The following is a 25,368-nucleotide window of genomic DNA, read 5'->3' as shown; positions in this document are numbered from 1 at the left end:
CAAATGTGGGAGCGGGCTTGCTCGCGAAGGCGGAGTGTCAGGCGACATCCCTTTTGACTGTAAGGCCGTCTTCGCGAGCAAGCCCGCTCCCACAAGGGATTTGTGTGCTTTTGCCGATTGCGGAACTCCAACCGAACTCAAGACAACGGACCGGGGTCAACCCTCGTAGCGCCGGGGCCGATCTGGACACCCCTGATTGTCTCGACCATGCCCGAGGACGAGGTGCAAAACTTCGGTGCGAACACCCCGCTCGGCCGTCCGGGTCAGCCCGTGGAAGTGGCGCCGATCTATGTGCTGCTGGCCTCGGATGAGGCCAGTTACATCACCGGGCAACGGTATGGCGTCACGGGCGGCAAACCGATGCTCTGACTTGTTAGTCATCGGATTTTGGGGCATCACCGATACCCTGCGGTCTCGTCATGGCTTCGGTCAACCTGCACTGAACAGCTACGCCGATTCATGCAGGCTGCACGACGACGGCCACCCGCGGTCAACCGTAACCGACTGTTTTCAATGAGTTTATCTTTAGTACAAAAACAGGCACGGGAAATGCTCCAACCATAGGAGCGACTGACGGGGAGAACACCGTTTTGCGCTTGACCCGTGACTAAACAAGAGGTTCGACCATGAACGCCATTGACCTGTTGAAAGCCGACCATGAACGTGTAAAAGACATCCTGAGCCAGTTGAGTGAATCCACCGAGCGTGGTGTAAAAAAACGCACCGAATTGCTGGCCAAGCTGGAAATGGAGATCTCGATCCACACACGTCTGGAAGAAGAAGTCTTGTACCCGGCCTATAAAAAGGCCGGGGGCAAAGAGCAGGACGTGATGTATTACGAAGCCAAGGAAGAACATCGCACTGTCGATTCGCTGGTGCTTCCCGACCTGAAAACCACCGATCCCTCTACCCCGCAATTCGCCGGCCGAGTGAAAGTGGTCAAGGAGTTGCTGGAACATCACATCGAAGAAGAGGAAAAGGAAATGTTTCCTCAGGCCAAAAAGCTGCTGAGCAAAACGACGCTTGAGGAGTTGGGCGCAGAGATGGAAAGCCTTAAAGCTCGGTATAAAAAAGAGTATGGACTAGCGGCTTAATACAAACGCGGTCTGTAGCAGCTGTCGAGCTTGCGAGGCTGCGTTCGGCTGCGAAGCAGTCGTCAAACCAGAACTTGCGGTACATCAGACACACCGCGTTAGCGCGGATTAACGACTGCTGTGCAGCCGAACGCAGCCTCGCAAGCTCGACAGCTGCTACAAGTGAACGCAGGTTTTACCGCTGTGACGAACAAGGACTTTTTGGACCCGAGTGCCTCTGTCATTCACTTCATGACCAGAGCAATGACTTCCACCAGGTTGAGTTGGGTAAAAGGCTTGGACAGGCGCGGAAGTCTGGCCGCGAAGCCTTCCAGCCGCTCGGCGTAACCGGTGGCGAGGATGATCGGCAGCTGTGGCTTCAAGGCCCGGATCGCCTGTGCCAGTTGTGCGCCACTCATTCTGGGCATGACCATGTCCGTAATCACCAGGTCAATGTCATATCCGTTGTCGAACAACTCCAGTGCCTGGGCACCGGACGCGGCACTGATCACCCGATGGCCAAGGTCCTCAAGCAACAAACTGGTACTGGTCAACACCAGGCTGTCATCGTCAACGACCAACACACACAAACTGGGCACCCGCGACGCAGAGGCCTGCTCGGTAGCGGGTTCGGTGGTCGAGCCTGCGACTGCGACGGGTAACCAGAGTTCGGCAGTGGTGCCGGCATCCTTCTGGCTTTTCAGGATGAAGCGCCCGCCCAGTTGTTCGATAAACCCGTGAACCATCGACAACCCCAGGCCTGTTCCTTTACCGACGCCTTTAGTGGTGAAGAACGGGTCCATGGCCAACGCCAGGGTAGCGTCATCCATACCCTCCCCCGTGTCCGTGACACTCAGGCAGACGTAACGACCGGCCGCAAGGGATAACTTCGTCTGATCGCAGACCTCCTCCATCCGGGCACTGATGAGAAGTTTTCCACCGTCGGGCATTGCATCGCGGGCGTTGGTCGCCAGGTTCAGTACCGCCAGTTCAAGCTGATTGACGTCGGCCATGACAAGTTCGAGTTCGGGTGCAAAGCAGGCTTCTATGCTTACAGAAGGCCCTAGAGAACTGCGCAACAACCCGGTAATCCCTTGTATCAACGTCGATATCTCGACCGGTTCGGTCTTGAGTTCCTGACGCCTGGCAAACGCCAGCATGCGCTGGGTCAGGGAAACGCCGCGCAAGGCACCCTGGGTCGCGTTGTCGAGCAGGCGGGTAATTCTCGGATCGTCCGCTGCACGTTTGCGCACGATTTCCAGATTGCCGAGGATAACGGTCAGCAGATTATTGAAATCGTGGGCAATGCCCCCGGTGAGTTGGCCGATGGCCTGCATTTTCTGCGCCTGAAACAACGCTTCGCGGGTTTGTTCAAGCGCCTGCTGGGCTTGTGTCACCTCGGTGATGTCCCGGGTGATCTTGGCAAATCCCAGCAATGTACCGGTGTCGCCCCAGATCGGATCGACCACGACATGCGCGAAAAAGCGCGTACCGTCTTTGCGAACGCGCCAGGCCTTGTTTTCGAATCGGCCCTCGCGAGTCGCAATGTCCAGCGTCCGCTGCGGTTCGCCGGCTTCACGGTCTTCAGGCGTGTAGAAAATCGAAAAATGTTGACCGATGACTTCTTCTGGCCGGTAACCCTTGATGCGCTGCGCCCCCGGATTCCAGTTGGTCAGGCGTCCATCGGGGGCGAGCATGTAGATGGCATAGTCCGTAACGCTTTGAACCAGCAGCCGGAACTGCTGCTCGCTTTGCTTGAGGATTTCCTCGGCCATCTTGCGATCGGTCAAATCCCGGGTGATCTTGGCAAAACCCAGCAACTTGCCCGACGGATCGAAAATGGGATCGATCACGACGTGGGACCAGAAATGCGTGCCGTCCTTGCGAACCCGCCAGCCTTCGCCTTCGAAACGCCCTTCGTTAATGGCGGTATCAAGGGCGCGCTGAGGCAAGCCGGCCTGGCGGTCTTCCGGGGTATAAAAACGCGAGAAGTGCTGGCCGAGAATCTCCGCTTCTTCATACCCTTTGAATCGCTTGGCGCCAGCGTTCCAGCTGGTAATGATGCCATCGGGGTCAATCATGTAGATCGCGTAGTCGACCACCGCATCTATCAGCAGCCGAAAGCGCATCTCTTCAATGGCATTCTTGGTCCGGTCATCGCTCATTGAACCCTGCCCTTATTGTTGTTCTTCTTGAATATGCGACAAACCAAACGGGTGGAAGGTCCAAAAAAAACCAATACGTTGGTGTGTCGCAGTGACGGGACGAATTACCGATGCACGTATTTGACGATATAGGCGTACAGCTCGTTGTAGACGAAGTTCGGGACATAGCGGGCATGAGTCCGGGACTTATGCAACGCCACATGACACTCTTTGACCATTTCGTCCCGGTCGGTCATCGCGAAGACATGCTTGTCGATGATGTCGGAATAGACGCCGTGGGAAAAATGCGTGTTGAGTGTCGTCGAGTCGATCGCTCCGTCGGCAGCCTTGGTGTAGGTGCTCTGAGCGCGCAAGACACGGTCTTTCAAACCACCAAACCCACGTTCGTACAAGATGATTTGCGAGCCGCTGATCGCCTTTGCGGCTGTCTCGAAGGCCGGGATGATCGCTTGTGCGTATCTCATGCTGGCCTCCAGCTTTGATGCCGGGAGAAATCTTTCCATTTCCTGATCTTCCAGGCTTTTCAGTGCTCTTTTGATGCTCGATACATGAGCGAACTCCTGATTGCAGGCGACGATGTGAGTTTCGAACTGGTAGCCGGCAACCGTTGCTATCGGTGGGAAAGCCGCGAAATCGATGCTGTCGAATGCACACTCCATGATGATGTTGTATTTGTTTTTAAACGCCTCGGTGAAGATCTTCGTGCTGACATCCCGCACAAAAGCCTCCGTATTTTCATAAGCGTGCAGGACACCGAGCTTGATCATTTCTGCGTATTGAGGGTGTTTTTTTCGGTATTCGGGCAAGTACAGACGGACATAGTTGGCATAGCGCTTGGAGGGCAAAAGGCTTTTTTCCAGCAAATAGGTCTTACCCGAGCCCTGTACCCCCGCGACAATCAGCATTTTGGGGAGTGTTTCGGCGGTGATGCCACTGAATAATGTGGTGGTGATTTCAGTGAACGCTGCGGTGACTTGTTCCGGGGTGTAAGCGTAATTCGGTGCTACTGACATACCTTGATTTCCTTATCAAAGATTCGCTTGAAAGTGATTGCCTGCCCTTTGAATAAAGCGGTGATTCGTTGTTTGTTCAAATGAGCGTGTCTTTCAAGATATGTCGCTGTTTTACAAGGTAAAAACTCCTACAAACCAGAAGGCAAATGCGTCAGCTCAACGGACCACCAACTCGGCAGCAATTGCTTGACCTTGCTCTCTGCGAACCGGTCATCAATCAGCATTACCACTCCTTGATCCTGCCGCGTACGGATCACCCGTCCTGCCGCCTGCACCACTTTCTGCACGCCTGGGAACAGGTAGGTGTAGTCATAACCAGCACCGAAAATCGCCGCCATGCGCTGTTTCAGCTGTTCGTTGACCGGATTGAGTTGTGCCAGCCCCAGGGTGGCAATGAAGGCGCCAATCAGGCGTGCGCCAGGCAAATCGATGCCTTCGCCGAATGCACCACCCAACACCGCAAAACCGATGCCCTGGCTGTCGGCGGTGAATTGATCGAGGAAATCCTGACGCTGCGCTTCCCCCATGCCCCGGGACTGCGACCACAGCGTGATGTGCGGATAGCGCTCGGCCAGCAACTGCGCCACTTGTTGCAAATAGTCGAAGCTGCTGAAAAACGCCAGGTAGTTGCCCGGACGCTGGCTGAACTGTTTGGCCATCAGCTCGACGATGGGCGCAAGGGAGGCCTGACGATGAACGAACCGCGTGGAGATCTGGCTGACGATATGCACTTGCAGCTGATCGGCGTGAAATGGCGATTCCACGTCGATCCACACCGTGTTCTCGGGTGTTCCCAGTAAATCGGCGTAGTAATGCCGGGGGCTCAGGGTCGCGGAAAACAGCACCGTACTGCGTGCCGCGGTCAGGCGTGGGCGGATGAAACCGGCGGGCACCACATTGCGCAGGCACAGCTGCGACAGGTTGCGCTTGCGCTCGAGGTCGCGTTTGCTGATATCGAACAGAAAGTGCTCATCGAACAGTTCAGCCACGCGACCGAATTGCAGCATGTCGAAGTAAAAGTTCTGCAAGCCGCTGTCCAGGCCCTGGGGGTGATCATTCAGGTAATCGCCGATGCTCACGCAGCATAAGGACAATGCCTGAAGCAGTTTTTCCGGGGCTTTGTCATAGGCCTGATACGGGGCGAATTGCTGATCATGCAGGGCATTCCATTCACGATTGACCCGCTGCAAGGATCTCTTCAACGGCTCAGGCGCGGTTTTTCGCACGCCGTTCAAGGTCGCCTGGTCGAGGCTGGCGCTGTACATCTGGCGACCGCGCTCCACCAGGTTGTGGGCCTCGTCCACCAGCACCGCGACGTTCCAGTTATTGGCCTGGGCCAACCCGAACAGCAACGCGCTGAAATCAAAATAGTAGTTGTAATCGGCGACCACCACGTCCGCCCAGCGGGCCATTTCCTGGCTCAGGTAGTAGGGGCAGACCTCATGCTGCAGGGCCACCTCACGCAAGGCACTCTGGTTCAGCAGGCTCAATTGGCTGGCGGCCTGACGCGCGGCCGGCAGGCGATCATAAAAACCCTGGGCCAACGGGCAGGACTCGCCATGACAGGCCTTGTCCGGGTGCTCGCAGGCCTTGTCCCGGGCGATCATCTCGAGGATTCGCAACGGCTGCGCATCGGCGCTGTCGAGGATGACCTGAGCCGCGTCCAGCGCCAGTTTGCGCCCCGGGGTTTTCGCCGTGAGAAAAAACACCTTGTCCAGTTGCTGTGGCGCCAGGGCCTTGAGCATCGGGAACAGCGTGCCAATGGTCTTGCCGATACCGGTCGGTGCCTGGGCCATCAGGCAGCGGCCGGTGCTGACCGCCTTGAACACCGATTCGGCCAGATGCCGTTGGCCGGGACGAAAACCGGCATGGGGGAAGGTCAGTTGCTCTGCCGCCAGATTGCGCCCCTCGCGATGGGCCATTTCCTGCTCGGCCCAGTGCAGGAATACCCCGCAGTGGTGCTCGAAGAACAGTTGCAAGTCGGCGGCGCTGAAGGTCTCGATCAGACAGGTTTCCTTTTCGCTGACGATGTCGAAGTACACCAGCGCCAGGTTGATCTGCGCCAGATCCAGTTTCCGGCACATCAACCAGCCATAGACTTTCGCCTGCGCCCAGTGCAGCTGCCGGTGGTTGGCCGGTTGCTTGCTCAGGTCGCCCCGGTAGGTTTTGACTTCTTCGAGGCAGTTTTGCGCCGGATCGTAGCCGTCCGCCCGACCTTTCACGGTCAAGGTTCGATACTGGCCCTCGAGCGCGACCTCATTCTGGTAACCCTCGCTGCGTCGTGACGCCACGGTGCGATGGCCGACGATACCTTCCAGAGCGGTCGGCGATGGGGTGAAACGCAGGTCGAGGTCGCCGACCTTGGCGGTGAATTCACACAGCGCCCGCACCGCGATGCTGTAGCTCAAGCGCCCTGCTCCGCCCATTGCACGTAACAGACGGCAATGGGCATCTGGTGCTCGTGACAGAACTCCAGCCAGCGCACCTGATTGTCTTGCAGACGATCGCCGGGGCCTTTGACTTCGATCATGCGGTAGGTTTTGTGTTGCGGCCAGAACTGGATCAAGTCCGGCATGCCGGCGCGGTTGGCCTTGATGTCGAGCAGCAGTCGATTGAACCAGTGCTTGAGGTGTTCGGCGGGCAGACAGTCGAGCGCCTGCTCCAACAGTTCCTCGCTCAGCGCGCCCCAGAATACGAACGGCGACTGCACGCCCCACTTGGCGTTGTAACGCTCGCGGATGGTCTGGGCGTAACGCCCGTCATCGAGTTCGGCGAGGCAGGCCTGGAACAGATCTACGCGCCGGGCATGAAAGTCTTCGTTGTGCAGGTCCACCGGCCCACGCTGGAACGGGTGAAAAAACGCCCCCGGCAACGGGGCGAAGATCGCCGGCCAGCACAGCAGCCCGAACAGCGAATTGATCAGGCTGTTCTCGACGTAATGCACCGGCGCCGATTCGTCCGCCAGGTGCGCCTGAACGTAATACTCCACCGACAACGCCGGATCGTGCCTGGGCAGTTGCAGGTCCAGGCGCTGCATGGCCCGGGGGGCTGGCCGCTTGATCGGCGGCCCGCCCAGTTTGCGTCGCAGCCTGGGCAGCACACGCAATAAATGCTGATGCTCGCTGGCGCTTTCCGGAGCTTGCTCGGCGTGGGTTGCCAGCTCCATCGCCAGTTGAAATTCACCACAGCGCTCCAGCACGCGAATCAGCCGCAGTCGCGCGCCGGGATAGGCGCAATCGCGGTAGAGGCTCAGGGCGACGGAAAAATCCGCCATGCGCTCGCAATGCTGAGCGATGAGGAACAACAGCTTGCCCCGACGTCTTTGCAGCCATGGATTGGCGAATTCCAGCCCATTGATCTGCTCGACAACCGTCGCCACGTCTTCACCAGCCTCGAAACGCTGCTGACAGCTGTGCAGGAACAGGCAGGCGTCGACGTCCTCACGACTGCGCAAGCCTCGGGATTCGGCGCAGAACTCGACTTTTTCGTAGGTGTAGATGCCGAGGTCGGCCAGCACGAATTCCGACCAGTCCTGGTAAAGATTGCCGAAGAACATCAGGCGCAGGCGATCGCACAGGCCCATGACGGTCAGGCTGAACAACCGGTCATCCAGTGCCGGGCACCACTGGGTAAAACTCTGCGCCTCGGGAAACTGCTCGCTCAGGGCCGGCAGCCAATCGCTCTTTTTGCCTTTGGGCTGATCGATGGCGCCGCCAAAACACTGGAGAATCTCGGCCTTGAGCAGCACCTCGAACAAATCCTCGATGTGCAACGGCAACTGCTCGTCGATCCAACCCGATGCCAACAGCGGCACCGCGGCGCTGGCGATGTCACCGATTTCGACGTAACTCAGTTTGCCGGCCCTGAAATGCACGCCCTTGCGCATCACCAGTCTGACCAGTAAAGCCTGGGACTCGCGGGGCAGTCGGTTGAAGTCGCGGATGAAGTCCTGCTCTTCGATGCTCAGTACATCGGCATAACGATGCTCAAGCCAATCAAGCACTTGCATGAAGTTGTTCAAGTAATAGAACGGGTCGTCGAGAGGATTTACAATCACGGGCAATCGGGCCATGGCAAACGAATACTGGTTATGCGTACAGATACCAGCTATGCCCCACCCGGTGCAAACGGAAAAGGATAAGTGGCGACGCTATCGGGCAATTTTCGGCAGACCATCGAACTTTCTGCCATTGCATCGCACCTAACCGCGTTAGAGGCACAGTGAGGATTGATCTCGAACGAGGCGTTCGCGCTGTTTTTATTGAGTGATGGAGGTGTGTATGAATATCAAGACTCTGGGTTTGCCCCTGGCGGTAGCGGCCCTTCTGGCCCTGGCCGGCTGCTCGACGCCAACGGTCGTGACCCTGCAGAACGGCACCCAGTATTTGACCAAGGACATGCCGAAAACCAAGAGCAAGGACGGCTTCTTCGAGTTCGAAGATATTTCCGGGGCCAAGGTGAAAGTCCGGGCCGATGACGTGACCACGATTCGCAAGGAAGACTGATCCCCTAATGGAAAACGCAGAACCTGTGGGAGCGGGCTTGCTCGCGAAAGCGGTGTGTCAGGCGACATAAATATTGACTGTACCGCCGTCTTCGCGAGCAAGCCCGCTCCCACAGGATTTGGGCTTTAAAGCGCCTGCGCAATCGCCTGGCCGACCTCCTGGGTCGAAGCCTGCCCGCCCAGATCCGGGGTAATCGGTCCCTCGGCAATCACCCGTTCGATCGCCTGCAGAATCCCGTCATGGGCGGCGCGATAACGCTCATCGCCGTTGCCCAGAAAATCCAGCATCAGCGCGCCGGACCAGATCATCGCGATCGGGTTGGCGATGTTGCGCCCATAGATGTCCGGGGCCGAGCCGTGCACCGGTTCGAACAACGACGGAAAACGCCGCTCGGGATCGAGGTTGGCTGATGGCGCGATGCCGATGGTGCCGGCGCAGGCAGGTCCCAGGTCGGACAGGATGTCGCCGAACAGGTTCGACGCCACCACCACATCGAACCGGTCCGGTTGCAGCACAAACCGTGCGCACAAAATATCGATGTGTTGCTTGTCCCAGGTGATGTCCGGGTACTGCGCGGCCATCAACGCCGTGCGCTCGTCCCAGTACGGCATGCTGATGGAAATCCCGTTGGACTTGGTCGCCGCCGTCAGGCGTTTGCGCGGTCGGGTCTGGGCCAGATCGAAGGCGAACTTGAGAATCCGGTCCACGCCGCGTCGGGTGAATACCGATTCTTGCAGCACGAATTCATGCTCGGTGCCTTCGAACATCTTGCCGCCGACCGAGGAATACTCGCCCTCGGTGTTCTCGCGGATCACCACGAAATCGATGTCCCCCGGTTTGCGCCCGGCCAGCGGACACGGTACGCCGGGAAACAGGCGCACCGGGCGAATGTTCACGTATTGGTCGAAGTCGCGGCGAAACTTCAGCAGCGAGCCCCACAAGGAAATGTGGTCCGGCACTTTGTCTGGCCAGCCGACGGCGCCGAAGTAGATGGCATCGAAACCCTTGAGCTGCTCGAACCAGTCGTCGGGCATCATTTGCCCGTGTTCCAGGTAGTAATCGCAGTGAGCCCAGTCGAGCACTTCGATGCTCAACGCCAGTTGCCACTTCTTCGCGGCCTGCTCCAGCACCCGCAACCCTTCCGGCAGGACTTCCTTGCCGATGCCATCGCCGGCAATCGCGGCGATTCTGAATGTCTTGCTCATCAATCGTGCCCCCGTGTCCGTTAATTACAGCCCGCCGATGTGGAAAGCTTTGACTTCAAGGTATTCATCCAGCCCGTACTTGCTGCCTTCACGGCCCAGCCCCGACTGCTTGATACCGCCGAACGGCGCGACTTCCATGGAAATGAGCCCGGTGTTGAGGCCGACCATGCCGAACTCCAGCGCCTCGCCGAACCGCCAGGAACGGCGCAAATCCTGAGTGAAATAGTAGGCGCCCAGGCCGTAAGGCGTGGCATTGGCCAAGGCCAGCGCTTCGGCCTCAGAGGTAAACCGCATCAACGGCGCCACCGGGCCGAAGGTTTCTTCGTTGGCCAGCAGCATGCCGGCGTGGGTGTCGCCAAGGACGGTCGGCTGAACGAACTGGTTGTCGCCTTCGGGAATGCCGCCGCAGAGCAAACGCGCGCCCTGGCTCAGGGCATCGTCGATGTGCCGGGCGACCTTGCTCACCGCCGCCGGGTTGATCAGCGGGCCGATGGTCACGTCGGCGTCCAGGCCATTGCCGACCTTGAGTTTGCCCACCTCCTCCACCAGTCGCTGGGCGAAGCGTTCGTAGATGCCATCCTGCACCAGAATGCGGTTGGCGCAGACGCAGGTCTGCCCGGCGTTGCGGAATTTGCTGAGCATGATCCCGGTTACCGCCTGCTCCAGATCGGCGTCGTCGAACACAATGAACGGCGCGTTGCCGCCCAGTTCCAGGCTCAAGCGCTTGATGTGCTCAGCGCTCTGACGCATCAGCAGCCGACCGACCGCGGTGGAGCCGGTGAAGGAGATCTTGCGCACCGTCGGGTTGCCGGTCAGTTCTTCGCCGATGCCGGCGGGCATACCGATCAGCACATTGAACACCCCGGCCGGAATGCCGACCCGCTCGGCCAGTACAGCCAGGGCCAGGGCCGACAGCGGGGTCAGGTCCGAGGGTTTGACGATGATCGGGCACCCGGCAGCCAAGGCCGGCGCGCACTTGCGAGTGATCATCGCGTTGGGGAAATTCCACGGAGTGATCGCGGCACACACGCCGACCGGTTGCTTGAGGGTCAACAGGCGGCGGTCGCCGCTGGGGGCCGGCATGGTTTCGCCGTAGACCCGGCGGGCCTCTTCGGCGAACCACTTGACGAACCCGGCACCGTAGCGGATTTCACCCTTGGCTTCGTTCAGAGGTTTGCCCTGCTCGCAGGTCATGATCAAGGCGAGGTCGTCGAGATTGTCGATCATCGCCTGATACCAGCGCTCCAGCAGCGCCGCACGCTCCGCCGCCGGGCGCGCACGCCACGCCGGCCAGGCCCGTTCGGCGGCCTCGATGGCGCGCCGGGTTTCCGCGCCCTGCATGGCCGGCACCCGGGCGAGTAGCTGGCCGGTGGCCGGGTCGATGACGTCCAGGGTCGCGGCGTTATCAGCGCCGATCCACTGCCCGTCCACATAAGCGAGTTCTGCCAGAAGGCTGGGGTCTTTCAAACGATTCTTGAGCATGGTCGAGTCCTGATCCGAGACATTTGCAGTCTAGGGAGATGCCGCGGATGAGGATGCTGAAAGCGTTTGATGGGCAGCGTTGGATGCTGAAATTCGCGGTGGGACGGCAGGCTCTACCGAGTCTCAGGGCACACACAAAACCCTGTGGGAGCGGGCTTGCTCGCGAAGGCGTCCGTCCAGTCGATATTGATGTTGCCTGACATGACGCCTTCGCGAGCAAGCCCGCTCCCACATTTGATCTCCATTTGCCCACAAGACCTGATTACAGCTTCAGGGAACCAAGCAAACCCTCCAGAAACCGCTCCCCCGCCTGCATCTGGCTGATCTCGATGAACTCGTCCGGCTTGTGCGCCTGTTCGATCGAGCCCGGGCCGCAGACCACCACCGGTACGTCCAGACGCTGCTTGAACAACCCGCCCTCGGTGCCGAACGAGACTTTGGCGGTGCCGGTGTCCGGGGCGGCGAAGTTTTTCAGCAAGCGCACCGCTTCAACGCTCGGGTGGGTATCGAGGCCCGGATAGACGTTGAGGGTTTCGATCTCGATGGCTGCCACGCTGGACAGCTTTTTCGCCTCGCGCACGATCACTTCGGCACGCTCGCGCATCTGCTCCAGGAACTGATCCAGATCGTCCGCCGGCAAGTTACGTACCTCGAAATCCAGGGTGCACAGGTTCGGCACGATGTTCAGCGCCTTGCCGCCGACAATCTGCCCGACGTGCACGGTGCTGTAAGGCACGTCGTAATCGGCATCCTGTGCGCCCTGCTCTTGCAGTTGCTGCTGGCTCTGACGCAGAGCCGCGATGAAATCGCAGGCCACGTGAATTGCATTGACCGAACGCGGCGCCAACGAGGAATGCGCTTCCAGGCCACGGCAGTAAGTGCGGTAAGACCCCTTGCCCTTGTGCCCCAGCACGAACTGCATGTTGGTCGGCTCACCAATCAGGCACAAAAACGGCCGCACTGGCGCCAGGTGCAGCACGTCGAGTAAACGTCGTACACCGACGCAGCCGGTTTCTTCGTCATGGGACAAGGCGATTTGCAGCGGTCGGCTCAACGAATGGTCGGCGGCATCGAGCATGGCGTCGATGGCCAACGCGATAAACCCCTTCATGTCGCAACTGCCACGGCCGTAAATCCGCCCGTCCTGAATCGTTGCCTGAAACGCCGGCAAGGTCCAGGCCTGCCCCGCCGCCGGCACCACGTCGGTGTGGCCGGACAACAGAATGCCCGGTAACTCCTTGGGACCGGTGCTGGCGAACAGGTTGGCTTTTTTGCCCGTTTCGTCCTTGACGATCAACGACTCGATGCCCTTGGTCAGCAGCAGGTCGCGCACGTACTCGATCAGGGCCATGTTCGACTCCGAAGACACGGTGTCGAAGGCCATCAAGCGCTTGAGAATGTCCAGCACGCGGGGTTTCATGAGGCCCTGCTCCTTTGCTCGGTTGTCCGTTGTTCGGCTGAAGGGGCGAACCGGCGGATGGAGAACGGTTCAATCGACGTGCGGGTGCTGCCGGTGCTGATCAATTCGGCCATCACATCGCCGACGCCAGGACCGAGCTGGAAGCCGTGGCCGCAGAAGCCGAACGCGTAGTACAAGCCGTCAACGTTGCCGCTGGGGCCCATCACCGGCAGGGAATCGGGCAAGTAGCCTTCGATGCCGCTCCACACGCGGATGATGTTCAGGTTGCCGACGCCCGGCAGCAGGCGACGCATCTGGTCCATCTGATTGAGAATGCTGCGTGGCTCGACATAGGCGCGGCGGTTGAGCATGTCCGGTTTGCTGCGGTAGCCGCCACCGATGATGATGTTGCCGCGCGGGATCTGGCGGAAGTAGATCACCTCCTCGGGGATTTTGGTGTACACGCCGATCACCGTCGGCAAGGCGTACGGCACCGGTTCGGTCACGGCCATTTGTGGGCCGTTGGTATCCAGAGGCACCGGCTCGCCGAACTGCGCCGAGAGTTTCTGGCCCCAGGCGCCGGCGGTGATCAGCAAGCGCTCGGCGCTGAACTGGCGGCCGTCGGTGGTGCTGACCGTGAACTCGCCTCCGACTTTCTGCACTTCAGCGACTTCAGTCTGTTCCTCGATTCGCGCCCCGAGACGGCGTGCCGCCCGGGCAAATGCCGGCGCGGCCAGGCGCGGGTTGGCGTGGCCATCGTGGGGCGCATAGGAACCGCCCTTCACGTCCGGTCCGAGGAATGGAAAGCGCTGGTGCAGCTCGGCGCCACGATAGATCTTCAAATCCAGCTGCGCCGCCTCGGGCGCCGCCGCATAGGCTTCCAGTTCAGGGATTTCATCCTCGCGATAACACACGCGCATGTGCCCGCTGGCGATGAATTCGAGGTCGTCGTCGATCAGCTCTGGCAAGCGTTTCCACAGCGCCCAGGAACGGTTGGCCAATTCCAGTTGACCGAGGAATCGCCCCTGCCGCCGGACGTTGCCGAAATTGACGCCGCTGGCGTACTGACCAATCTGGTCGCGCTCCAGCAGAATCACCGACTGCCCGCGCTGACGCAGGAAAAACGCCGCCGCCGAGCCCATCAGGCCGCCGCCGACAATCACTACATCGGCTTTGTGTAGCGTCATGGCGACACCTCCTCGGTGAGCATCGAAAGGGGTTTGACCGGTGCCTGTCCACGCTGCCGGCCGACCTGTTGCACACTGACGCCTGCCGCCGCCGCGATCACTTCGGCCCCGGCCTGGGAGCAATAACGCCCCTGGCAGCGGCCCATGCCGACCCGGCTGAAAGCCTTGGCCCGATTGACTTCACAGGCACCCTTCTCACTGACGGTGCGGCGCAACTCGCCGGCGCTGATCATCTCGCAGCGGCAGACGATGGCTGAGTCCGGCAAGGCTTTGGCTTGCGCCGCCGGCCAGGGAAATGCCTGGGCCAGGCCGAGGCGAAACTCATCCATCACCGCCAGCGCGTGGCGTTGTTCGTCGCGCAAACCGGCGTTCACCGGTTGCTGCAGATCCTCCAGCAACGCCATCGCCACCAGGCGCCCGGCGTGCTCGGCAGCGTCGGCGCCGCGAATCTTCGAGCCGTCCCCGGCGGCATACACACCGTTGACCGAGGTGCGGCCCTCTTCATCGACGGCCAGCCACCACTGGCTGGAGGCCTCATCGAAGCGCATGCGACAACCGGCCAGATCGGCCAGTTGGGTTTCCGGGCGCAAGTGATAACCCAGGGCCACGGCGTCGCAATCGACCGTCAGGGTTTCGCCTTTCGCCGTGCTGATCCGTACACCACTGACCCCACTGGCGGCGTCACCCAGCACTTGCAGAGGGTTGATCCCCAAGTGCACCGGGATTTTTGCCCGGTACAACTGCGCCAATAGTTTCAATCCGGTGAACAGCACGCCAGGCCGAGCCAGCAATTTCGGCAAGGCGCCCATGCGTTTGATCAACGGCGAAGTGTCGAGCACCGCCGCCACATTGGCGCCTGCTTTGACGTATTGGCTGGCGACCAGATACAGCAACGGCCCGCTGCCCATGAACACCACGCGGTGGCCGATGGACACCGCCTGGGACTTGAGCGCGATTTGCGCCCCGCCGAGGCTGTAAGTGCCCGCCAACTGCCAGCCTTCGATCGGCATCAAGCGGTCGGTGGCGCCGGTGCAGAGGATCAGCGCATCGTAATCCACCGTCGAGTGCTTGCCCTGGCTGACGCAGCACAATTGCCCCGGCGTCAGGTTCCACACCAGCGTGTCGGGGCGGTAGTCGATTTGCCCGCGCAATCGGTCGAAACTCTGGTGCAGATTCTTGGCCTTGGCCGCTTCGGTGCCATACAGGGTGGCGTAGTCCCGGGTAAAACCTTCGGGTTGGCGCCGGTAGATCTGCCCGCCATCCCGGCGATTCTCGTCGATCAAAATCGGTTTCAAGCCAGCCGCCAGCAGCGTTTCGGCACAGCGAATGCCGGCCGGCCCGGCGCCGACGATAACCACTCGTTGAGCGCTCAGCCGTGCAGTGGCCATATTGCCTCCGGTTGTGTGGTGACGATGTCCAGCCCTTCGCGGACTTCATTGGAACAGGCGCGCAGGCGCTCGCCGCTACGGGTCCAGACCCAGCAATCCTGGCAAGCGCCCATCAGGCAGAAACCGGCGCGGCGGCCCGAGTCGAATTCCGATTGGCGCAGCGCCGAGCCCTGGGTCAGCAACGCGACCATTAATGTGTCGCCCTGCAACGCCTCAATGGGCGAACCGTCCACCGTCAGCTTGACGGTCGGCCGGCCCTGCTCGGCCAGCCTCACAAAACGCCCTTTCATGCATAAGCTCCCAGGCTCATGGTGGATAAACCCTGCTGTGTTTTCAGCAACTCGGCACTGTCGTGATGACAAAGAATTTCGCTACCGCCGTCGATGATCCGCCGGTTCGGCGCGGTGCGATTGCACAGGCCGTCGACCCGCACCGGGCAGCGACTGAGAAAGGTGCACAGCTCTGGCACATTGGCCTTGGCGCCAATCGGCGGCAGCGTGCCGCAGGTGGTGCCGCAGTTTTCCAGCCAGCCCTGACGCAGTTCCGGCACCGAATGGATCAACAGGTCGGTGTAGGGATGGAACGGTGCCTGGGCAAACGCCTGCCGGCTGCCGGCCTGAACCTTGTGACCGCTGTACATCACCACGATGTCGTCGCACAGCGCGCGCACGGTGGAGATGTCATGGCTGATGAACAGATATGACACGCCCAGTTGCTGACGCAGGTCGCGCAGCAGTTCGAGAATCGCCGCGCCGACCACGGTGTCCAGCGCCGAGGTCACCTCATCGCAGAGGATCAGGTCCGGTTTGGCCGCCAGGGCACGGGCCAGATTGACCCGCTGTTTTTGCCCGCCGGATAGCTCATTCGGACGGCGTTCGGCCATGGCGCGCGGCAAGCGCACCAGGTCCAGCAGTTCGCCGATACGCTCGCGCAGCGCGGCGCCCTTGAGGCCGAAGTACATTTTCAGCGGACGGCTCAAAATAGTGCTGACACTGTGCATCGGGTTGAGCGCAGTGTCGGCATTCTGGAACACCATCTGAATCCGGCGGAACTGCTCATCGGTGCGCTCGGACAGGCTACCGCCCAGTGGCTGGCCATCGAAGGTCAGGCCGCCCAAGGCCGGCGTCAGCAACCCGGCCACCACCCGCGCCAGGGTCGACTTGCCGGAGCCCGACTCGCCGATCACGCCAATGGCCTGGCCCCGGCGCACGGTCAGGTCGATATCTTCCAGCACGCGAATCGACGGCATGCCTTGCAGGTTCTTGTTGCCGTAACCGGCGGTCAGCCCCTGGATGGTCAGCAGCGGTGTTTCTTCAGCGATGCCGCAAGGTGGGCGGATCGTCGTGTCCGGGCGGGCCGCCAGCAGCAGGCTGCGGGTGTATTCGTGGGCCGGGGCCTTGAGCAGCGGCGCGGTGGCGCTCTGCTCGAAAATCTGTCCGCCGTTGAGCACGACGATCTGATCGGCCATCTGCGCGACCACAGCCAGGTCGTGGGACACGTAGACCGCCGTCGCGCCACGCTCGCGGACCACCCGCTTGAAAGCGCGCAGCACGTCGATCTGCGTCGTCACGTCGAGGGCGGTGGTCGGCTCGTCGAGCACCACCAGCAGCGGATCGCTGATCAGCGCCATGGCCGCCATTACCCGTTGCAACTGCCCGCCGGATACTTGGTGCGGGTAACGCTGGCCAATGTGATCGGGATCCGGCAAGGCCAGATCGCGGAACAGTTCGATGGCTTTGGCTTCCAGCACGGCCCGGCTACCCAGGCCGTGAATCAATGCGCCCTCCACCACTTGATCGATCAGTTTTTTCGCCGGGTTGAACGCAGCGGCAGCGCTCTGGGCAATGTACGACACCCGATTGCCGCGCAGGCCTTGCAGTTCGCTTTCGCTCAACGCCAGCATGTCGTGTTCGCCGACTTGCACCACGCCGGACGCCAATCGACAACCGCGTCGGGCATAGCCGAGCAACGCCAGCGCTATGGTGGTCTTGCCGGAGCCGGACTCACCGATCAACGCCAGCACTTCACCTTTGGCCAGGGAGAAGCTCACGCCTTTGACGATCTCCACTTCGCCACGCTCGCCGCAAGCGACCACGCGCAGGTCTTCGACTCGAATCAAATCACTCATTTCAATGACCTCCCGTACGTCGACTACGCCGTGACGACAGTCGGTCGATGAACAGATTCACGCCGATGGTCAGGGTGCCGATGGCCAGCGCCGGAATCACGATGGCTGGCGCGCCCTGATTGAGGCCGCCGATGTTCTCGCGCACCAGCGAACCGAGGTCGGCGTCCGGTGGCTGCACGCCGAGGCCAAGGAAGCTCATGCCACTGAGCAGCAGCACGATGAAGCCGAAGCGCAGCCCCAGATCGGTCAGCACCGGGTTGAGCATGTTCGGCAGAATTTCCACGCAGGCGATGTACAACCGGCGCTCGCCACGGGTGCGGGCCACTTGCACGTATTCCAGCGCTTCGATGTTCACCGCCATGCTGCGGGCGATGCGGAACGCGCCTGGGGTGAAGCTCAGCACAGCGGTGCAGATCAGCAACAGCACCGAAGAACCGAACGCCGAGACCATGATCAACGCCAGCATCTTGCTCGGGATGGAGATAAAGGCATCCATCAAACGGCTGATCACTTCGTCCAGCCATTTCGGTGAAACCACCGACAACAGTGCACAACCAGTGCCCAATGTGCTGGCCAGCACCGCTGAAATCAGCGCCAGGCCCACGGTGAACCGCGCGCCGACAAGGATCCGGCTGAGCATGTCGCGGCCCAGGTAATCGGTGCCCAACGGGTAAGCCGCGCTAAGGCTGTCGAACACGTTATCGGAGACCACTTCACCCACCGGGTGCGGCGCCAGCCACGGACCGAAGATCGCCACCAGCAGCCAGATCACACACATCGCCGCCCCGACCAGGCCGAGCCATGACGGCCCATGGGCGACCTTGCCCAATGCCAGCTCCGGTCCGGCAGGCGCCGATTTCGCCATGAGATCGTTCATTGGTTTCTCAGCCTCGGATTGGAAAGAATCGCGCACAGGTCGGCAATCAGCACCAACCCCAGGTACGCCGTACAAAACAACATGGTGCAGGCCTGAACCAGCGCCATGTCTCGGTTGGTCACGGCATCGACCATCAGGCTGGCGATGCCGGGGTAGTTGAAGATCGTCTCGACGATCACCACCCCGCCCAGCAGATACGACAGGCTCAGGGCGATGGCATTGGCGATCGGCCCGATGGCGTTGGGCAAGGCATGGCGCAAGACAATCCGCACCGGGCTCACGCCCTTGAGCCGGGCCATTTCCACATAGGCGCTGTCGAGTTGATCGATCACCGCCGCCCGGGTCATGCGCGCCATTTGCGCGACAATCACGCAGCACAGGGTCATCACCGGCAAGGCGTAGGTGCGCATGAATTGCCAAGGTGAGGTGATGTCGCTGGCATAGGACAACGCCGACAGCCAGCCCAGGTTCACCGCAAAGATCAGCACCGCCAGGGTCGCCACCAGAAACTCCGGCACGGCAACCAGGGCCAGGGTGATAAAGCTGAGGAAGCTGTCGATGCGCCCGCCCCGGCCCATGGCCGAGCCGATGCCGATGATCAGCGCCACCGGCACCGACACCAGCGCCGTGACGGCCGCCAGCATCAATGTATTGGGCACCCGACCGGCCATCAGCTCGCTGACCGGCAAGGCATTTGACACCGATTGCCCCATGTCGCCGCTCAGCAGATTGATCAACCAATGCAGGTAACGCACCACACCGGGTTGATCCAGCCCCAGTTTCAGACGCAAGGCCGCCACCTGTTCCGGCGTAGCGAATTGCCCGAGCGCCTGTTGCGCCGCGTCCCCCGGCAGTACCGCCGTGATCGCAAACACGACCATGGACACGATCAACAAGGTCACGATCGCCGCGCCCAGGCGCCGGCCGATCAACCACAGTGTGTTGCTATTCATCGCCCTACCCTCATGCAATAGCCCCGCTTACGCCCGTGTGCGGCCGATCAGGCATCGAGCCAGACCTGTTCGGCGAACATGTAGCCCATGAAACCGCCGAGGGGGTTGCTGCCGTAGCCCTTGATGCGCTGGTCGACGCCGTCGATGTTGCTGATAAACACCGGCACACCGATGCCACTGTGTTCATGCACCAGGGCCTGCATGTCGGCGTACATCTTGCTGCGCTTGGCGTCGTCGGTTTCACCACGGGCGAGCATCAGCAGTTGGTCGAACTGATCGTTCTTCCAGCCCGACTCGTTCCATGGCGCGCTGGACTGGAAGAACTGCGAGAACATCACGTCGGCGTTCGGCCGAGGGTTGATGTTGCCGAAGCTCAGCGGGTGCTTCATCCAGTGGTTGGACCAGTAGCCATCGCTGGGCAGGCGGTTGACGTCGAGCTTGAGCCCGGCCTGTTTCGCCGATTGCTGCAACAGCACGGCGATGTCCACCGAACCGGTCGCGGCAGGCGATGCCACCAGCGGCATGCTGATGCTTTCCATGCCGGCCTTCTTCAGCAGGAATTTGGCTTTTTCCGGGTCGTAGGCCCGCTGTGGCAGGTCGGCGTTGTAGTAGCGCGAGCCAGGGGAAATCGGATGGTCGTTACCGACCACGGCAAAGCCACGGAACACCGCGGATTTCACTTGTTCACGGTCCAGCAAATACTTCATCGCCTGGGTGAATTCGGCGCTTTTACCCGGCATCTGGTCCTGACGGATGATCAGGTCGGTGTAGTTGCCCGACGGCGCATCGACGACCCGGTGTTTGGCGCTGGCCTTGATCCGCGTGGTCGAGCGTGGGTTGACCTCGTTGATCATGTGCACGTCGCCCGACAGCAGCGCGTTGACCCGTGACGGCTCGTCGCCAATGGCGATGAATTCGATCTCGTCGAGGTACGGCAGGCCCGGTTTCCAGTAGCCGGTGTTGCGCGCGGCAATCGAGCGCACTCCCGGTTTGAATTCCTTGACCGTGAACGGCCCGGTGCCGATGCCCTGGTTGAAGTCGGTGGTGCCTTCGGGAACGATCAACAAGTGCGACACGGCGAGGATCGACGGCAGCTCAGCGTTCGGCGCGCTCAGGCGGATCTGCACTTCGTGGGTGCCGGTGGCCTTGATCTCTTCGAACTGCGCCATCAGCGGCATGACCTTGGAACCGGTCAGCGGGTCTTTGTGGCGCGACAGCGAGAACACCACGTCGGCGGCGCTCAGGGTCTTGCCGTTGTGGAAGGTCACGTCCTTGCGCAGGGTGATGATCCACAGCGTCGCGTCGGTGTTGTCGATGCGCTCGGCCAGTTCCAGTTGCGGCACCAGGTGGCTGTCGAAACGGGTCAGGCCGTTGTAGAACATGAAGTGACGCACGTAGTCGGTAGACAACGCGCCCTTGGCCGGGTCCAGGGTGTCGGCGGTGGAGCTGGACATGCCGGCGACGCGAATCCGCCCGCCCGGCTTGCCTTTGCCCGGGGTTGCCGCTTCTTCGGCGAACAGCTTGCCGGCAGCGCCGAACAGGCTACCGGCACCCGCTGCGGCAACACCCGCCACGCCGAGCATCTGCAAGGCGTGGCGGCGCGACATGCCACGATTGAGGCCTTCGAATACCCGCAGGCTTTCTTCACCGGAAATCAGTTGGGAGTCGATCTTGTTGTCAGTCATATCAGTTGTACCTGTCGAAAATCAGAAGATTCGAGTGCCCCGGATGTCCGGAGCGTCCTGGAAACGCAAACGACGGTGACGCCACAACATCAACTCAATGCAAATAGTCCTGGAGGCGGTAGTAAGCGCCTACGAACGGCAAGAACCACGGCTTGCCGAAATGCCCGGGAATCGCCGGCCAGTCGAGTTCGCGCCAGGGATTGGCCTCGACTTTGCCGGCCATCACCTCGGCCATCACCTGGCCCATGTGCACCGACATCTGCACCCCATGGCCGCTGTAGCCCATGGAGTGATAAACCCCGCCATGCTGGCCGGCGCGAGGCAATCGATCGGAGGTCATGTCCACCAGCCCGCCCCAGCAGTAATCGATTTTCACCTTGGCCAACTGCGGGAACATCTGCACCATCGCCGCTTGCAGCACCTTGCCGCTCTTGGCATCGGACACGCTGTCGGACATGGCAAACCGCGCACGGCCGCCGAACAGCAAGCGGTTGTCCGGGGTCAGGCGAAAGTAGTTACCGATCATGCGGCTGGTGACATAGGCACGCCGACCGGGCAGCAGTTGATCGATCAGCCACTGCGGCAGCACCTCAGTAGCGATCACGAAACTGCCGACCGGCACGATCCGCCGCCGATACCAGCCCAGACCGCCGTGCTGACAGGCGCCGGTCGCCAGCAATACTTGCCCGGCGTGCAGCGAACCCTTGGCGGTGTTGACTCGATAACCGCCGGCCTGGGCTTTCCAGTCCGTCACCGGCGTGCCTTGATGGATCAACGCACCGTGACGTGCGGCGGCCTCGGCCAGACCGACGCCGAAGCGTCCGACGTGCATCTGCACGCCGTTGCGCTGCAGCAAGCCGCCATGGAACTGCGCCGAATTCACTTCGGCGCGGGTCTGTTCGGCGTTCAGCAACTCGACCTCGGCATCGACTTCCTTGCGAATCAATTCGCAAGTGCGCGCCAGGCCTTCGTAGTGCAGCGGTTTGGCCGCCAGTTTGAGCTTGCCGTTGCGCTTGAGGTCGCAGGCAATCTGCTCCTGCTCCACCAGGGACACAACGCTCTGTACCGCGCTTTCATAGGCCTGGTAATAGGCCCGCGCCTTGTCGGCACCGAGGCTGGCACTCAGCCCGGCATAGTCCTGGGCAACGCCGGTGTTGCATTGGCCGCCGTTGCGCCCGGAGGCCTCGCCGACCACTCTCCCGGCTTCCAGCACCACCACACTGGCGCCCTTCAAGGCCAGCGCGCGAGCCGCCGCCAGGCCGGTGAAACCGCCACCGACGATGGCCACGTCGACCTGCCCGGGCAATGCGCCGAGCTGAGCACCGGAAAAGGCCGGTGCGGTGTCGAGCCAGTAGGATTCACTGCCCATGTCTAACCCCTTATTGCGTGAAGAGCGCCGTTACCGTTCAACTCAGAGACCGACCAGCGCCGCCAGTCCACCGATGTCGGTGATCTGCTGGTAGCCGTAGAACGCATTGCCCGGAACCTCGTGACCGCGGGCGACGAAGGCCTTGTTCTTGATCTTCATGTCGTGGGCCGGCATCAGGTCGTAACGGAAACTGGAAGACACATGCAAGATGTCTTCCGGGCCGCAGTTGAGGTTGTCGAGCATGTACTCGAACGCGGCCAGGCGCGGCTTGTAGGCCTGGGCCTGTTCGGCGGTGAAGACTTTGTGAAACGGTGCGCCGAGCTTGTCGACGTTGGACATGATCTGGCTGTTGCTGGCGTTGGAGAAAATCACCAGGGGGATCTTGTCGGCGATTTTCGACAGACCGGCCGGCACGTCCGGATGCGGGCCCCAGGTCGGCACGGCGTCGTAATACAGCTGGCCTTCGCCACGGTATTCGACACCCCAACGCTTGCAGACCCGCGCCAGGGAGGTCTTGAGGATTTCGTCATACGGCATCCAGTCACCCATGACCTGGTCCAGGCGATAGGCCGAGAAGTCCTTGACGAACTGATCCATCTGCTCGGGCGCCACGCGGTCGGCGAACAGTTCGCGAGTCATCGTGCCCATGTGGAAATTGGTCAGCGTACCGTAGCAGTCGAACGTAATGAATTTGGGGCGTAGAAAGCTCATTGAGTGCGGTCCTGAAGTTCGTTGAGGTCATGGCGCGACAGGTATTCGCTGCGTTTCGGGAGCGGCGATGCAACGCTGCAGCACACCGTCATTACAACACCGTGAAATCAGCAGATGGCGTTAAAAGCGACCTCTGCTTGATACAAACCACCGTTTTAGCCTGCCCCCTCAGCAGACTTTGCGGCTCGCTCCAGCCTTGGGCAAACCCCGTATTTATGCGCTCTTATGGACCTTCATGGCTATGCGAGGCTGACGAACGCCCCCATTCACGGCAGAACCTGCGCCGGGCTGAACGAAAACGGGCGCTTCCCTGAGGAAGCGCCCGTTTGGGTGCGGTTTGAACCTTCTCTTGATGACTACCCGGTGTAGCAGCTGCCGAGCCTGCGAGGCTGCGTTCGGCGGCGAAGCCGTCGTGAAATCAGCTATTGCGGTGTGTCATGAAAACCTTGCAAATCGGGTTTACGACGGCTTCGCCGCCGAACGCCGCCTCGCGCTGCTCGGCAGCTGCTACGGGGGCCGTGTTATTGGACGATATCGATCAGCACGCTCTTGAAGCGCAAGTTGGCTTCGAAGGCTTCGCGGCCCAGGTCCTTGCCGATGCCGGAGCGTTTGTAGCCGCCGGTCGGCAGGATGTAGTCGTTGCTGCGTCCATAGCGGTTGACCCACACCGTGCCCGCCTCCAGCCGCCGGACCAGGCGCAGGGCGCGGTTGATGTCGGCGGTGTGCACGCCCGCCGCCAGGCCGTAGGTGGCGTGCGCGGCCAGGTTTAGCGCTTGCTCTTCGTCATCGAACGCCTGCACCGTCAGCACCGGGCCGAAGATTTCTTCACAGATCGCCGGGTTCTGATTGTCCAGGCCGGCCAGCAAGGTCGGCTGGTAATAGGCACCGCCCAGCCCTTCAAACAAACCACCGCCAGTCAGCACTTCGGCCCCGGCCTGGCGCGAACGCTGGACGATGCCGTCGATACGGCTGGCCTGCAACCGGGAAATAATCGGCGACAGCGTGCTCTCGGACGACCAGGTCGGGCCTGGACGCAATTCCTCGAAATACGCCTGCAAGTGTGCAACGAACGGCTCCATGATCGAGCGCTCGATCAATAACCGCGAACCAGACACGCACACCTGCCCGGCATTGCCGGTGATGGCCAACGCCACGGTGCGTGCGGTTTTCGCGATGTCCGGCACGTCAGCGAACACCATTTGCGGGCTCTTGCCGCCCAGCTCCAGGGTTACCGGTTTCGGCCCCACCAATGCACAAGTGGACATGATGCTCGAGCCCGTCGCCGTGGACCCGGTAAAGGTTACCTTGCCCACCCGTGGATGACGGCACAAGGCATCGCCGGTAATCCGCCCATCGCCCTGAACCACGTTGAAAATCCCGGCAGGAATGCCCGCCTGCACCGCCAGTTCAGCAAAGCGCAGGCTGGAAAACGGCGTCAGCTCCGACGGTTTGAGCACCACGGCATTGCCGGCAGCCAGCGCCGGCGCGACTTTCCAAGAAGCCATGCTCAAGGGGAAATTCCACGGCGCGATGGCGGCGATCACGCCGTAGGGTTCGGCGATCTGCATGCCCAGGCGATCGGTCTGGGTCGCCGCGACTTGGCCGCCGTGCTTGTCCGCCAGCTCGGCAAAGAAGCGAATGCCCTCGGCGACATAAGGAATGTCCCAGGCGATCACATCTTTATGCGGACGGGTCGAACCCACCGCCTCCAGCGGCGCCAGCACAGCGGCATCGGCTTCGATCAGATCGGCCCAGCGGCGCATGACCCGCGCTCGCTCCCGGGGCGGACGGCTGGCCCAATCGCTGCGGTTAAACGCCTGCCAGGCATCGTTGACCGCCTCATCCACCAGGTCGGCATCGGCGATCGGCAACTGGGCATAGGCCTGGCCGTCCGAAGGGCGAACCACCTCCAGTCCCGGCCGGGCATCGCGGTATTTGCCGGCAATAAAGTGAGCGCTGCGCACAGCGATAAGGCGAGGATCGAAGCTATCCATGGAGCACTCCAGAAAGGGACGGCGAGGCGTGAACTCGGGCTTCCATCGTAGAAAAAAAGCCCAAGCATTTGCTGCCGACCTTATGGGGCAATTAAGTAGTAAGTGTGGTCTGCAGGCCTTTGATGTGAGGAATCTGCCGAATCTTTCCACCCCCCTTGTCAGGCTTTCACGCAGATGGGATACAGGCATCCTCGCGCCGGAAAACCGGTTGATTGCGCACACTGTAAACGGAGA

The 25,368-nt window shown here is 61.1% G+C and carries 19 protein-coding genes and 1 pseudogene; 3 read left to right on the top strand and 17 right to left on the bottom strand.

The genetic code is table 11. The features are described 5' to 3' along the window. Positions 1–165 precede the first annotated feature (165 nt). Positions 166–369, top strand: a pseudogene (locus tag PSH64_RS13450) (SDR family oxidoreductase); the annotation flags it as partial. A 257-nt stretch (positions 370–626) separates the two neighbouring features. After that, on the top strand, positions 627–1,094 hold the full coding sequence (locus PSH64_RS13445; protein WP_105341669.1) for a hemerythrin domain-containing protein: 468 nt from the start codon (positions 627–629) through the stop codon (positions 1,092–1,094). Between the two features lie 224 nt (positions 1,095–1,318). Here the strand turns inward: PSH64_RS13445 and PSH64_RS13440 are convergent, their stop codons facing one another. From PSH64_RS13440 to PSH64_RS13425, 4 genes are all read right to left on the bottom strand, one after another. Next, entirely contained in the window at positions 1,319–3,238 is a 1,920-nt protein-coding gene (locus tag PSH64_RS13440) for a PAS domain-containing sensor histidine kinase (protein WP_305480935.1), read from the bottom strand. Positions 3,239–3,342: 104 nt separating this feature from the next. Further along, a complete protein-coding gene (locus PSH64_RS13435; RefSeq protein WP_305480934.1) occupies positions 3,343–4,251 on the bottom strand; it encodes a zeta toxin family protein in 909 nt (302 codons plus the stop codon). A 128-nt stretch (positions 4,252–4,379) separates the two neighbouring features. Then, a complete protein-coding gene (locus PSH64_RS13430) occupies positions 4,380–6,659 on the bottom strand; it encodes an ATP-dependent DNA helicase (RefSeq protein ID WP_305480933.1) in 2,280 nt (759 codons plus the stop codon). Then, positions 6,656–8,323: a VRR-NUC domain-containing protein gene (locus tag PSH64_RS13425; protein ID WP_305480932.1), complete on the bottom strand. Its 1,668-nt coding sequence runs from the start codon at positions 8,321–8,323 to the stop codon at positions 6,656–6,658. Before PSH64_RS13425 ends, PSH64_RS13430 begins: the two co-directional genes overlap by 4 nt. 208 nt (positions 8,324–8,531) lie before the next feature. On the opposite strand from PSH64_RS13425, the gene PSH64_RS13420 reads away from it, so the two are divergent. After that, positions 8,532–8,756 (top strand): YgdI/YgdR family lipoprotein, encoded by a 225-nt coding sequence (locus PSH64_RS13420; RefSeq protein WP_105341679.1) that lies wholly within the window; start codon positions 8,532–8,534, stop codon positions 8,754–8,756. Positions 8,757–8,881: 125 nt separating this feature from the next. Here the strand turns inward: PSH64_RS13420 and PSH64_RS13415 are convergent, their stop codons facing one another. From PSH64_RS13415 to PSH64_RS13355, 13 genes are all read right to left on the bottom strand, one after another. Next, the gene (locus tag PSH64_RS13415; protein ID WP_305480931.1) at positions 8,882–9,961 is read right to left on the bottom strand and encodes a tartrate dehydrogenase; all 1,080 of its coding nucleotides are present in this window, start codon (positions 9,959–9,961) and stop codon (positions 8,882–8,884) included. A 24-nt stretch (positions 9,962–9,985) separates the two neighbouring features. Continuing rightward, on the bottom strand, positions 9,986–11,443 hold the full coding sequence (locus PSH64_RS13410; RefSeq protein WP_305480930.1) for an NAD-dependent succinate-semialdehyde dehydrogenase: 1,458 nt from the start codon (positions 11,441–11,443) through the stop codon (positions 9,986–9,988). A gap of 262 nt (positions 11,444–11,705) precedes the next feature. After that, on the bottom strand, positions 11,706–12,863 hold the full coding sequence (gene argE / locus PSH64_RS13405) for an acetylornithine deacetylase (RefSeq protein WP_305480929.1): 1,158 nt from the start codon (positions 12,861–12,863) through the stop codon (positions 11,706–11,708). Next, on the bottom strand, positions 12,860–14,029 hold the full coding sequence (locus PSH64_RS13400) for an FAD-binding oxidoreductase (RefSeq protein WP_305480928.1): 1,170 nt from the start codon (positions 14,027–14,029) through the stop codon (positions 12,860–12,862). The genes argE and PSH64_RS13400 overlap by 4 nt, the downstream gene beginning before the upstream one ends. Further along, the gene (locus tag PSH64_RS13395) at positions 14,026–15,417 is read right to left on the bottom strand and encodes an NAD(P)/FAD-dependent oxidoreductase (RefSeq protein ID WP_204123544.1); all 1,392 of its coding nucleotides are present in this window, start codon (positions 15,415–15,417) and stop codon (positions 14,026–14,028) included. Before PSH64_RS13395 ends, PSH64_RS13400 begins: the two co-directional genes overlap by 4 nt. Continuing rightward, a complete protein-coding gene (locus PSH64_RS13390; RefSeq protein ID WP_018925981.1) occupies positions 15,399–15,707 on the bottom strand; it encodes a (2Fe-2S)-binding protein in 309 nt (102 codons plus the stop codon). Before PSH64_RS13390 ends, PSH64_RS13395 begins: the two co-directional genes overlap by 19 nt. Next, on the bottom strand, positions 15,704–17,545 hold the full coding sequence (locus PSH64_RS13385; RefSeq protein ID WP_064617983.1) for an ABC transporter ATP-binding protein: 1,842 nt from the start codon (positions 17,543–17,545) through the stop codon (positions 15,704–15,706). Before PSH64_RS13385 ends, PSH64_RS13390 begins: the two co-directional genes overlap by 4 nt. A 1-nt stretch (position 17,546) precedes the next feature. Further along, positions 17,547–18,422 (bottom strand): ABC transporter permease, encoded by an 876-nt coding sequence (locus PSH64_RS13380; RefSeq protein WP_018925983.1) that lies wholly within the window; start codon positions 18,420–18,422, stop codon positions 17,547–17,549. Next, positions 18,419–19,375 carry an ABC transporter permease gene (locus tag PSH64_RS13375; protein ID WP_305480926.1) on the bottom strand — a complete coding sequence of 319 codons (957 nt, stop codon included), beginning with the start codon at positions 19,373–19,375 and terminating at the stop codon, positions 18,419–18,421. Before PSH64_RS13375 ends, PSH64_RS13380 begins: the two co-directional genes overlap by 4 nt. A 47-nt stretch (positions 19,376–19,422) precedes the next feature. After that, complete coding sequence (locus PSH64_RS13370; protein ID WP_305480925.1) at positions 19,423–21,060, bottom strand: ABC transporter substrate-binding protein; 1,638 nt, start codon at positions 21,058–21,060, stop codon at positions 19,423–19,425. Between the two features lie 94 nt (positions 21,061–21,154). Next, entirely contained in the window at positions 21,155–22,429 is a 1,275-nt protein-coding gene (locus PSH64_RS13365; RefSeq protein ID WP_305480924.1) for an FAD-binding oxidoreductase, read from the bottom strand. Between the two features lie 42 nt (positions 22,430–22,471). Then, positions 22,472–23,140: a haloacid dehalogenase type II gene (locus PSH64_RS13360; protein WP_018925987.1), complete on the bottom strand. Its 669-nt coding sequence runs from the start codon at positions 23,138–23,140 to the stop codon at positions 22,472–22,474. 521 nt (positions 23,141–23,661) lie between these two features. Continuing rightward, entirely contained in the window at positions 23,662–25,134 is a 1,473-nt protein-coding gene (locus tag PSH64_RS13355; protein ID WP_305480923.1) for an aldehyde dehydrogenase, read from the bottom strand. Between the last annotated feature and the right edge of the window lie 234 nt (positions 25,135–25,368).

This window comes from Pseudomonas sp. FP1742 (genome assembly GCF_030687145.1).
Lineage (GTDB): Bacteria > Pseudomonadota > Gammaproteobacteria > Pseudomonadales > Pseudomonadaceae > Aquipseudomonas > Aquipseudomonas frederiksbergensis_D.
The sequence above is the reverse complement of the archived record's forward strand: the minus strand, read 5'-3'. Positions and strand labels throughout refer to the sequence as shown.

Bases quoted from the DNA above. Each gene is read 5' to 3' on its own strand.
- PSH64_RS13445 (WP_105341669.1), top strand. From the start codon at position 627: ATGAACGCCATTGACCTGTTGAAAGCCGACCATGAACGTGTAAAAGAC.
- PSH64_RS13440 (WP_305480935.1), bottom strand. From the start codon at position 3,238: ATGAGCGATGACCGGACCAAGAATGCCATTGAAGAGATGCGCTTTCGG.
- PSH64_RS13435 (WP_305480934.1), bottom strand. From the start codon at position 4,251: ATGTCAGTAGCACCGAATTACGCTTACACCCCGGAACAAGTCACCGCA.
- PSH64_RS13425 (WP_305480932.1), bottom strand. From the start codon at position 8,323: ATGGCCCGATTGCCCGTGATTGTAAATCCTCTCGACGACCCGTTCTAT.
- PSH64_RS13420 (WP_105341679.1), top strand. From the start codon at position 8,532: ATGAATATCAAGACTCTGGGTTTGCCCCTGGCGGTAGCGGCCCTTCTG.
- PSH64_RS13415 (WP_305480931.1), bottom strand. From the start codon at position 9,961: ATGAGCAAGACATTCAGAATCGCCGCGATTGCCGGCGATGGCATCGGC.
- PSH64_RS13410 (WP_305480930.1), bottom strand. From the start codon at position 11,443: ATGCTCAAGAATCGTTTGAAAGACCCCAGCCTTCTGGCAGAACTCGCT.
- argE (WP_305480929.1), bottom strand. From the start codon at position 12,863: ATGAAACCCCGCGTGCTGGACATTCTCAAGCGCTTGATGGCCTTCGAC.
- PSH64_RS13400 (WP_305480928.1), bottom strand. From the start codon at position 14,029: ATGACGCTACACAAAGCCGATGTAGTGATTGTCGGCGGCGGCCTGATG.
- PSH64_RS13395 (WP_204123544.1), bottom strand. From the start codon at position 15,417: ATGGCCACTGCACGGCTGAGCGCTCAACGAGTGGTTATCGTCGGCGCC.
- PSH64_RS13390 (WP_018925981.1), bottom strand. From the start codon at position 15,707: ATGAAAGGGCGTTTTGTGAGGCTGGCCGAGCAGGGCCGGCCGACCGTC.
- PSH64_RS13385 (WP_064617983.1), bottom strand. From the start codon at position 17,545: ATGAGTGATTTGATTCGAGTCGAAGACCTGCGCGTGGTCGCTTGCGGC.
- PSH64_RS13380 (WP_018925983.1), bottom strand. From the start codon at position 18,422: ATGAACGATCTCATGGCGAAATCGGCGCCTGCCGGACCGGAGCTGGCA.
- PSH64_RS13375 (WP_305480926.1), bottom strand. From the start codon at position 19,375: ATGAATAGCAACACACTGTGGTTGATCGGCCGGCGCCTGGGCGCGGCG.
- PSH64_RS13370 (WP_305480925.1), bottom strand. From the start codon at position 21,060: ATGACTGACAACAAGATCGACTCCCAACTGATTTCCGGTGAAGAAAGC.
- PSH64_RS13365 (WP_305480924.1), bottom strand. From the start codon at position 22,429: ATGGGCAGTGAATCCTACTGGCTCGACACCGCACCGGCCTTTTCCGGT.
- PSH64_RS13360 (WP_018925987.1), bottom strand. From the start codon at position 23,140: ATGAGCTTTCTACGCCCCAAATTCATTACGTTCGACTGCTACGGTACG.
- PSH64_RS13355 (WP_305480923.1), bottom strand. From the start codon at position 25,134: ATGGATAGCTTCGATCCTCGCCTTATCGCTGTGCGCAGCGCTCACTTT.